We start from the raw sequence: 9209 nt of genomic DNA on the forward strand, positions 1-9209 counted from the left end.
GGATTCAGAGGCGGTTATTGCGTGCAGGCTGGCGGCAGCACGTGAAGAGCTGTTGCATTATGACGAGTTTGATTATCTGGTGGTAAATGACCACTTCCAGGATGCGTTAGCCGACTTGCAGAGCATTGTCCATGCCGAGCATTTGCGGCTGGGTTATCAGCAGCATGCACAGTATCAACGATTAAAGAGTCTCCTGGGTATTGGCGGTTAAATTGATAAAAAGGTGAATAGACGATGGCACGAGTAACAGTAGAAGATTGTCTGGATCATGTGGATAATCGTTTTGAGTTAACTTTGATAGCGGCGCGGCGGGCGCGGCAACTGGCTTCCGGTGCCGTGCCGGAAGTGGAGCCGGGACGTGACAAGAATACGGTCATTGCCCTGCGCGAAGTGGCTGCCGGCAAGGTGAGCCGGGCGATTCTGGACGAGCAGATGCCGCCACCGTTACCCAACTTCCCCGGTGCAGCGAACCGCGAAGCGGCTGGAGCTGAGGATGCCGCTGGCGAGTGAAAGCGAGCTAGGCGCAATGGTGCCGAGACTGCCTCTGGCGACAGCGGTGGGCGAGGTGCTGCGTCTGCCGCCGGTTTCTCCGGCCCTAGAGGATCCCTGCGCGCCGCTGCGCGCGTTGCTCCAGCAATATATGACGCCGGAAGAGGTGGCGCGCGCGCGCGAAGCCTACGAGTTGGCCGCCACCGCACACGGCGCACAGACCCGGCGTAGTGGTGAGCCCTATATTCACCATCCAGTAGCGGTCGCCTGCATTCTTGCCGAGTTGCAACTGGATATTTTCACCATCCAAGCCGCCTTGCTCCATGATGTGATTGAAGATTGCAACATCAGCAAGGAAAACATCGTTGAGCGCTTCGGGCCAGAAGTGGCGGAGATGGTGGATGGGGTCAGCAAGCTCGGGCAGGTACGTTTTGAAACCCGTGAAGAGGCGCAGGCAGAGAACTTCCGCAAGATGTTTCTGGCCATGTCCCGGGATATTCGCGTGGTGCTGATAAAACTGGCTGATCGTCTGCACAATATGCGCACCATGGGCGTGATGAAGCCGGAGAAGCGGCGGCGTATTTCCCGGGAAACCCTCGATATTTACGCGCCCATTGCGCAGCGTCTGGGTATTCATGCCATTCGCATTGAGTTGGAGGAGTTGGCCTTCTCCCATCTCTACCCCAAGCGTTGGCACACCCTCAATGAGGCCGTAAAGGCAGCGCGTGGTAACCGCAAGGAAGCGGTGCAAAAAATTGAACACGCCCTGGAGGACCGCCTCCGGCAGGAGGGGCTGGCAGCACAGGTCAGCGGTCGTGAGAAACATGTCTACAGTATTTATAGCAAGATGCAGAAGAAGGGTATGCCCTTCGGTGCCATCCACGATCTCCATGCCTTCCGGGTTATTGTCGCCGATGTGGATGCCTGCTATCGCGTTTTGGGCATTGTTCATAGTCTGTATCGGCCGATTCCCGGGCGTTTCAAAGACTATATCGCCATCCCTAAATCCAACGGATATCAGTCCCTGCACACCGTGTTGCTAGGCCCCTTCGGGCATCCGGTAGAAGTCCAAATCCGCACCGAGGATATGCACAGGGTCGCCGAGGCGGGGGTGGCGGCGCACTGGCTGTACAAGACGGGCTCGAATAATGCGCATGCCGAAACACAGGCGCGCGCTTGGTTGCAGCGTTTGCTGGAACTGCAGATACAGGGGGGAGATTCTCAGGAGTTTCTGGAGAGCGTTAAGCTCGACCTGTTTCCTGATGAGGTCTATGTGTTTACCCCCAAGGGCAAGATTCTCAGCTTGCCCCGCGGTGCGACGGCGGTGGATTTTGCCTACGCCGTGCATACCGATATTGGTGACCGGGCGGTGGCCGCTAAGGTCAATGATATGTACGTGCCTTTGCGCAGTCCTCTGAATAATGGGGACAAGGTAGAAATCGTCACGGCAGCTTCGGCGCATCCGCAGCCAGGCTGGCTGGATGTGGTAGTGACCGCCAAAGCGCGCGGCAGCGTGCGTGCCTATCTGAAGACCATTCAGCGCGGTGATGCCGAAGTGTTGGGCCGCAATTTGCTGGAAAAGGCGATGCATAGCCTGGGCGCCAACCTCCAACAGGTTGAAGCGGCTGATTTTCAGCGGGTACTGAAGACGTTTAATGTCCAGGATGAGGGAGAACTGCTCGCCGCCATCGGCATGGGCGAGGTTTTCCCGCTGGTCGTGGCACACAAGCTCTTACCCGGGGAGGAGGATCGCGGGCGTTTGGCGCAGACCGCGCGCCGTCTGGGGCATGCGGTCAGTCAACTGCTGCCAAGCCGCCTCAATCGCGAGGAAGCCACGAAAAAGCCCCTGTTGATTCGGGGGACAGAGGGCATGCCGGTGACCTTGGCCCGTTGCTGTCGGCCCATCCCCGGCGATCCTATTTTGGGTTTCATCAGTGCCGGCAAAGGCGTGGTGGTGCATACCCATGATTGTCACAACATCCGCGAGTGGCGCAAACGCCGCGACCGTTGGGTGGACGTGCAATGGGACCCCGAAGCTCAGGGTGAGTTCCCGGTGACGATCCGGGTGGTGGCGGAAAGCGCGCGTGGTGTGCTGGCCCGCATTGCCACCCTGATTTCCGATGAAGATTCCAATATTGATCATGTGGACATCGAGCCCCAGGATGGACTCTATACGGGCATCACTTTTACCATACAGGCGCACCATCGGGATCACCTGGCCAAAATAATGCGGAGTTTGCGTAGCCTGCCGATGGTATCCCGGGTACAGCGGGTCAAAGGCTAACAAGGAGTTTAATCTATGCCAGTTCCAGTTTAGAGTAATTCAGCACCCCAGGCCATCGGGGCCTACAGTCAGGGCATGGTGCATGACGGCCTGCTCTACCTTTCGGGTCAGATCCCCTTGGACCCCAGCACTGGGCAGATGGTAGAGGGCGACATCGCCCTGCAGATCCGGCGGGTCCTGGATAACCTGCAGGCAGTCTGTGCGGCGGCGGGTGGGCGGCTACAGGATGCCATTAAGTTACAGGTCTATTTGACGGATCTCGGCCATTTTGCGCAGGTGAATCAGGCCATGGAGGCGGAGTTCGCGCCGCCTTATCCGGCGCGGGCGGTGGTCCAGGTATCGGCCCTGCCGCGTGGGGCGCAGGTAGAAATAGACGGCATCGTTGCCTTGATCAAGGCAGGCTGAGATGGAGCGCGCGGAAGTGCTTGCCCAGCCCATGCGTGTGCTGCTGCAGGCACATCCGGTATTGGTTTCGCTGCTGGAAGAACGTGGTATCCATTGTGGGGAGTGTTTCATCGCCGAGCGTGAAACGCTGGGGGGGGTAGCCGCCATGCATCATGTTGACCTCGACGAACTTCTCGCGGAATGGGCACGTCGCGAGGCCCTGCCGCGCACCGACTAGTATGGCGGTAGCGAATACGGGACTGTATCTGCAGAGTTCCGTCTCGGCACTGCGCGGGGTCGGTCCCGCGCTGGTCCAGCGCTTGCAGCGCATGGACCTGTGGCGGGTCCAGGATATCCTGTTTCATCTGCCCAGTCGTTATCAGGATCGCCGCCACATATCCTCTATGGCGGCCTTGCAGCCCGGTCAGGAGTGCGCTGTACTGGGTGAAGTTGTCAGTATCGATCACCAGCGCGGGCGACGCGAACAATGGCTGGTGACCTTGAGTGATGGCAGCGGGCGTCTGCTCATACGGCTCTTTCACATGGTAGCGGCCCTGCGTGGGCAATGGCAGGTCGGGCGGCAGCTCTGGTGTTTCGGAGAGTTGCGCGGCGGCTTTCACGGCCTCGAAATGGTGCATCCAGAATGGCAGATGGCGGATGTCCCGCAGTTTCGGGCTCCGCGTCACCTCACCCCCTTTTATCCCAGTAGTGAAGGCATTAGCCAAGCGCAATGGCGGCGCTGGGTAGCGCAGGCCCTGACCCTCCTCGACCAGCTTCCGGACTACCTTGAAGATCGACTGCCTCCGCAGTGGCCCACTCTGCGCGAAGGCTTGCGTCTGCTGCACGAAAGTGCGGATGAGATGCCCTCGCCGCAGCATCCTGCCTGGCAGCGGCTGGCGCTGGAGGAGTTGCTGGCGAATCATTTGGCGGTGCGCCAGACGCGGCAGTCGGGGATGATGCCGAATGCCCCTTGTCTGCACAGTAACGGGCAGTTGTGGCAGCGTTTCCTGGCGCAGTTACCTTTCGTACCGACGGGAGCACAGGATCGGGTGATTGCCGAGATTAACGCCGACTTGGCGCGCCATCAGCCCATGCGTCGTTTATTGCAAGGGGATGTGGGCTCTGGCAAAACCCTGGTCGCGGCGGCAGCGGCGCTGACCGCACTGGATGCCGGATATCAGGTAGCCATGATGGCGCCGACCGAGATTCTCGCAGAACAGTTATATACGCGCTTCCGGCAGTGGCTGGAAGCGCTGGACCAGGACGTGGGTTATCTGGTGGGCAGCCGCGCGCCGCGCGCCCGTCGCGAGACACTGGAAGCCCTCGCCAGTGGCAGGCTTGGGCTGGTGACGGGGACGCAGGCACTATTTCAGGAGGGGGTGGAATTCTCTCGTCTTGGGTTGGTCATTATTGACGAGCAGCACCGCTTTGGCGTGGAGCAGCGCCGTCAGTTGCTGGAGAAAGGCACCATGACCATGCCCCATCTGCTAGTGATGACCGCTACGCCGATTCCGCGGACCCTGGCGATGACGGTGCATGCGGATCTGGAGGTGTCTGTCATTGATGCGCTGCCGCCGGGGCGCACCCCAGTGGAAACCCTGGTGATGCCTGACAGTCGTCGGCCCGAACTGATCGGACGGATGCAACACATGCTGGAGGAGGGGCGGCAAATCTATTGGGTTTGTCCGCTGATTGAGGAATCGGAAATCCTCGAATTGCAGGCGGCGGAGGCGAGTTTTGCCGATCTGCAAATGGCCTTGCCCGGCGTGGCCATCGGACTGATCCACGGGCGAATGCGCGCCGCAGAAAAGGCGGAGGTGATGGCGGCCTTTCAGTCAGGCGCTGTACGCATTCTGGTGGCGACGACGGTGATCGAAGTGGGGGTGGATGTCCCCAACGCCAGTCTCATGGTTATAGAACCTGCGGAGCGCCTGGGCCTGGCGCAACTGCATCAGTTGCGGGGGCGGGTAGGACGGGGGGCGCAGCAGAGCAGTTGCATCCTGCTCTATCATCCACCCCTGAGTGGCAAGGCGCGAGAGCGTTTGCGGGTAATGCGCGAAACCCATGACGGCTTTGTCATCGCGCGCAAGGATCTGGAACTGCGCGGACCGGGCGAGTATCTCGGCACGCGGCAGACGGGCATCCTGCAGATGCGCGTCGCAGATATCCTGCGTGACGAAGCCCTGCTGGCCCTCGTGCCAGAATTGGCGGATCAACTGCTGCAGGAAGATGCTGATGCGGCGCAGGCTATCGTGCAACGCTGGCTGGGGAACCGGCTGGACTACGGGCAGGTGGGTTAGCGGGAATCCGCCAGAAGATCATGGACCTTGCGCTCAGGCTTCCGGTATATTATGAGATTGTGTGAGTAGAGCCAATCTGGGGGAAGTGGAGTGATACGCAAATTCAAGGGATGGGGGCTGTTGGGGGTGATGCCGGGTGCTCTGGGATTAGCGGGTTGCACGACGACAGATCTGCCCTCCGCGCCAGTACACTCGGTAGCCTACTATGCCGCACAGATTCCCCCGCCGGTTGTTCAGCCAGTGGCGCCCGCGGTCTCTCCGGCAAGCGCTGCGCCAGTCGTCCAATCGGTGCATATCGTCATTTCGACTACCACGCACTTCCTGACGGTCTACAAGGGTAATACCGTGCTGGCGACCTACCCGGTAGCCATCGGCTTCAATGGCGCTGCTCCCAAACGGACACGAGGGGATGACGTCACGCCGATGGGGCGTTATCACATCGGCTGGGTCAGCCGGGGCACACGCTATGGCCCCTTCATGGGTTTGACCTACCCTAACCGGGAAAATGCGGCGTGGGGGTTGCGTGAAGGCGTTATCAATAAGGCGCAATATCGCGCCATTGTCGATGCCGTCGACGCAGGGCAGACGCCGCCACAAAATACCGCGCTGGGCGGCGAAATAGGCATTCACGGCATGGGTCCGCAATTTGCAGATGACCCTCAGAGCAAGGTGTTCCCTGGGCGCTGGACGGCCGGCTGCGTGGCCTTGTCAAACTGGGATGCACAGCAAATCGCCGCGATGGTGCAGGTGGGGACGCTTGTGGAGATCGTGGGGAACGCACCCGGATTACGGCGCAAATTGGAATCGGTTAGTGCTAACGCCCGGTATAAGTCCGTTGCCGCGCTCAATACCACGGCGACGCCAGGGGCTGTTGCGAAGCCCCAGGATACAGCGATGGATACCCTGGTTGCGGCGCTCGCCCCAACCGCAGCACACTAATTTCAGTCTGCTTTCAGCGCTGCCAGTCGGCGTCCTGACTGAACCGGTAAGCCCCTTCCATACAGTCTCCCAGCGCGACGCCCTCCCGCCAGTTGGCCCGGAAGTACAGCCCGGGGTACCGGGCGCTTAGGGCGTCGATCCGCCTTACCCGATCCAGGTGCCCGATTTCGTATTGCGGGATGGCTTTTGGCCAGATCTGGCAGCGGGTGAAAACGGGCTTGCCGCTGATGCCCAGCAGTGGGTTGATTTCGTGTAATGCAGTCGCCAGCAGATCATCATTGCTACGTCCGGAAATGTCATTCTGACTGCCGCCGATAAAGGCGGTCAGCAATATCTGATCCGCCGGTGCGCGCCCGGGAAAGAGGGTGGAGGAGAAGAGCACCCCCAGTGTTTCCAGACCCATGACCCGCGGAATCAGCATTCCGAAACCATCCAACGGATGTTGTACCTGTGCGCGCTGAAAGCCAATGGACAGGCTGCCTACCGCGGGATAAGGGATGGCGTCCAGTTCGTGGGCAAGTGCAGCGTCCGTTGGCGCGAGCAGACTGGCCGCAGCGCCCGCGGGCAGGGCGAGAATGAGCCGTTTGCTTTGCCAGGCATGGTTGCCGCTGCTGACCTGCCACATGCCGTCGCTATTACCCAATTGATCGACTGGGGTGTTGCAACGCAGCGCATCGCCGAGTGTACTGGCGACCCTTAGCGGGAGGGCCTGCAGACCTTCGCGAAAAGAAATAAGACGGGTTTTTGGAGTGCCTGGCGATTTCCTGTTCCGGGCACGCAGTGCGCCGCGGAGGAGTGAGCCACCGTCCTGCTCCAGCGCCACCAGGCGGGGAAGGGTAGCTTGTACCGAAAGACGTGCGGGATTGCCGGCAAAGACACCGGAGACGAAGGGGTCGACCAGCCAGGTGAGTGCTTCATCCCCGAGTCGCCGCCGCACAAAGTCAGCAATACTTTCCTCACCATCCTGCACCCGACGCGGTGGCCGGAAAGGCTCGCCAGGGAGATGTAGGCGGCCGCGCACACTCAGCAGGCTGCCGCCAAAAAGCACACCCGGTCCCAGTGCGACGGGTTGCCGATGGCGATTAAGGATATAGCGGCGCTTGGCGAGCGGGTTGGCTTCGACGATGTCTTCTTCCAGGCGTAGCGCGCGGAGCCATTCCGGGACAATCTGGCCTTTGAGCAGGAGCGAGTTGGGTCCCATATCCCGCAGATAGCCTTCTTCCCGTCGACTCTGCAGGTTGCCACCTGGCGTGGCGCCTGCTTCCAGCAGCAAGGGCGACCAACCCCGTTTACGGAGGAAATAGGCGGTGGCCAGACCGGAAATACCGGCGCCGATAATGATCACTTCTTCCATGGGATTATGACCCCTTACCCAGGTAGTAAGGGCTCTGCAGGTACCAGCCATGGGCGTGGCGCAGCAGGGCGATGAGGACGGCGGTGACAGGTAGCGCGAGCAGCAGACCGACGAAACCGAAGAGTTCGCCGCCCGCAAGCACGGCTAAAATAACCGCGACCGGGTGTAGACCGATGCGATCCCCCACCAGATAGGGGGTGAATACCATGCTCTCCAGTATCTGGCCGATGCCAAAGACAATCAGTACCCAGAGAATGGGCAAAAAAGCGCCGGTCTGCACGTACATGGCGAGAGTGGCCATGGCTATGCCGCTCACGACGCCAAGATAGGGTACAAAACTGAGCAGTCCCGCCACCAGACCGACGAGGACGGCAGTTTGCAGACCGACAATACTGAGGCCAATCGCGTAACTGGTGCCGAGGGCCAACATCACCAGGAGTTGTCCACGCAAAAAGGCCATGATCATGGCGTCCGCATCACCGGCCAGGCGCTGGGAAAGCGGCAGATAGTGCGGCGGGATGAAGGCGGCAATACGGGCAATGAGGCGTGGCCAGTCGCGCAGCAGATAGAAACCCAGAACCGGCACTAAAATGATGCTGAGTACACTGCTGATCAGGCCGGAGCCGGAGCTCAGCGCTACCTGGAGGCTGCGCCCCAGCCATCCTGCCAGTTTCTGGGCATTGGCAGTGGCGTAATGGGTGATGCTTTGGCTGTCGAGGTGGATGCCGATTCGCGCGGAGAGTTGCGGGATGATCTGGGTTTGCAGGAGTTCTACATATTTTTGCAGATATTCGATGAATAGCAAGGACTGGTGACGGATGACGGGGAGCAGGGCCATGATGATCCCGGCCAGGATCAGGATGACGAGGACGAAAACCAGTGTGGTGCCCCAGGTGCGATTGATTCGGTGCCGCTGTAGGCGGGTGACCAGCGGATTGCCGAGATAAGCAAGGATGCCGGCTACCAAAAAGGGGCTGAGAATGGGAGAGAGGCGATAGGTCAGCCAGCCCAGCAGGATCAGGATGGCCAGCACAAAAAATCTTTGCATGGTTAGCGAGGCCCCCTCATCCAGTATTTGGCGGTTATGGGGGCAGGATAACCTAGTCCGGTGCGGCTTCGCTATGGGGGCGGCACCGTAGTAGACACTAAACAGAGGGCTGATAGTTCTGTAGTCGGCTGGCGTTTTCATGCGGTATCGTCTAGATTTGGTTAAGTGGGGCCAGAAAATAAACATTATTGTGCCGTTCAATTGGACCGGAACCTTCCATCAGCAAGGGGTATAACTCAATGAATGTTAATGCAAACTACCAGAGTCAGACCGAGCCGTCATCGTTACAGGCCAGTGTCAAAAACATAGGACTTACCTTGGGGAATATCGTGCTGTACGCGGTGCCAATCATGTTGCTCGTCCTTCCGATATCTTATTGGTTGCCAAGTAACTATGTACTACTGTTCGTCG

Annotated in this window: 7 protein-coding genes and 2 pseudogenes; 7 read left to right on the forward strand and 2 right to left on the reverse strand. The window is 59.7% G+C overall.

Annotation, left to right across the window (positions count from 1 at the left end; translation table 11 throughout):
* The 7 genes and pseudogenes from AC2VNK_RS03100 to AC2VNK_RS03130 form a co-directional block, all read left to right on the forward strand.
* Positions 1 to 211 (forward strand): annotated as a pseudogene (locus AC2VNK_RS03100) (guanylate kinase); the annotation flags it as partial.
* 23 nt (positions 212 to 234) lie between these two features.
* Positions 235 to 510 carry a DNA-directed RNA polymerase subunit omega gene (gene rpoZ, locus AC2VNK_RS03105; RefSeq protein WP_291522083.1) on the forward strand — a complete coding sequence of 92 codons (276 nt, stop codon included), beginning with the start codon at positions 235 to 237 and terminating at the stop codon, positions 508 to 510.
* Positions 494 to 2773: a RelA/SpoT family protein gene (locus AC2VNK_RS03110; RefSeq protein ID WP_291522085.1), complete on the forward strand. Its 2280-nt coding sequence runs from the start codon at positions 494 to 496 to the stop codon at positions 2771 to 2773. Before rpoZ ends, AC2VNK_RS03110 begins: the two co-directional genes overlap by 17 nt.
* A 48-nt stretch (positions 2774 to 2821) precedes the next feature.
* Positions 2822 to 3178 (forward strand): annotated as a pseudogene (locus AC2VNK_RS03115) (Rid family detoxifying hydrolase); the annotation flags it as partial.
* 1 nt (position 3179) lies between these two features.
* Entirely contained in the window at positions 3180 to 3395 is a 216-nt protein-coding gene (locus tag AC2VNK_RS03120; RefSeq protein ID WP_291522088.1) for a DUF1858 domain-containing protein, read from the forward strand.
* Between the two features lies 1 nt (position 3396).
* Positions 3397 to 5457: an ATP-dependent DNA helicase RecG gene (gene recG, locus AC2VNK_RS03125; RefSeq protein ID WP_486882760.1), complete on the forward strand. Its 2061-nt coding sequence runs from the start codon at positions 3397 to 3399 to the stop codon at positions 5455 to 5457.
* Between the two features lie 90 nt (positions 5458 to 5547).
* The gene (locus AC2VNK_RS03130; RefSeq protein WP_291524953.1) at positions 5548 to 6396 is read left to right on the forward strand and encodes a L,D-transpeptidase family protein; all 849 of its coding nucleotides are present in this window, start codon (positions 5548 to 5550) and stop codon (positions 6394 to 6396) included.
* Positions 6397 to 6409: 13 nt separating this feature from the next.
* Here AC2VNK_RS03130 and hemG read toward each other — a convergent pair whose 3' ends face one another.
* Both hemG and AC2VNK_RS03140 read right to left on the reverse strand, forming a co-directional pair.
* A complete protein-coding gene (gene hemG, locus AC2VNK_RS03135) occupies positions 6410 to 7750 on the reverse strand; it encodes a protoporphyrinogen oxidase (protein WP_486882761.1) in 1341 nt (446 codons plus the stop codon).
* A gap of 4 nt (positions 7751 to 7754) precedes the next feature.
* Positions 7755 to 8798, reverse strand: a complete 1044-nt coding sequence (locus tag AC2VNK_RS03140) for an AI-2E family transporter (RefSeq protein ID WP_486882762.1) — start codon at positions 8796 to 8798, stop codon at positions 7755 to 7757.
* Positions 8799 to 9209 lie beyond the last annotated feature (411 nt).

The organism is Acidithiobacillus sp. TH-A35 (assembly GCF_057473505.1).

What these genes read in the sequence shown, in the direction of transcription:
- AC2VNK_RS03120 (WP_291522088.1), top strand. Translation starts at nt 3,180, where the DNA reads ATGGAGCGCGCGGAAGTGCTTGCCCAGCCCATGCGTGTGCTGCTGCAG.
- hemG (WP_486882761.1), bottom strand. Translation starts at nt 7,750, where the DNA reads ATGGAAGAAGTGATCATTATCGGCGCCGGTATTTCCGGTCTGGCCACC.
- recG (WP_486882760.1), top strand. Translation starts at nt 3,397, where the DNA reads ATGGCGGTAGCGAATACGGGACTGTATCTGCAGAGTTCCGTCTCGGCA.
- rpoZ (WP_291522083.1), top strand. Translation starts at nt 235, where the DNA reads ATGGCACGAGTAACAGTAGAAGATTGTCTGGATCATGTGGATAATCGT.
- AC2VNK_RS03140 (WP_486882762.1), bottom strand. Translation starts at nt 8,798, where the DNA reads ATGCAAAGATTTTTTGTGCTGGCCATCCTGATCCTGCTGGGCTGGCTG.
- AC2VNK_RS03110 (WP_291522085.1), top strand. Translation starts at nt 494, where the DNA reads ATGCCGCTGGCGAGTGAAAGCGAGCTAGGCGCAATGGTGCCGAGACTG.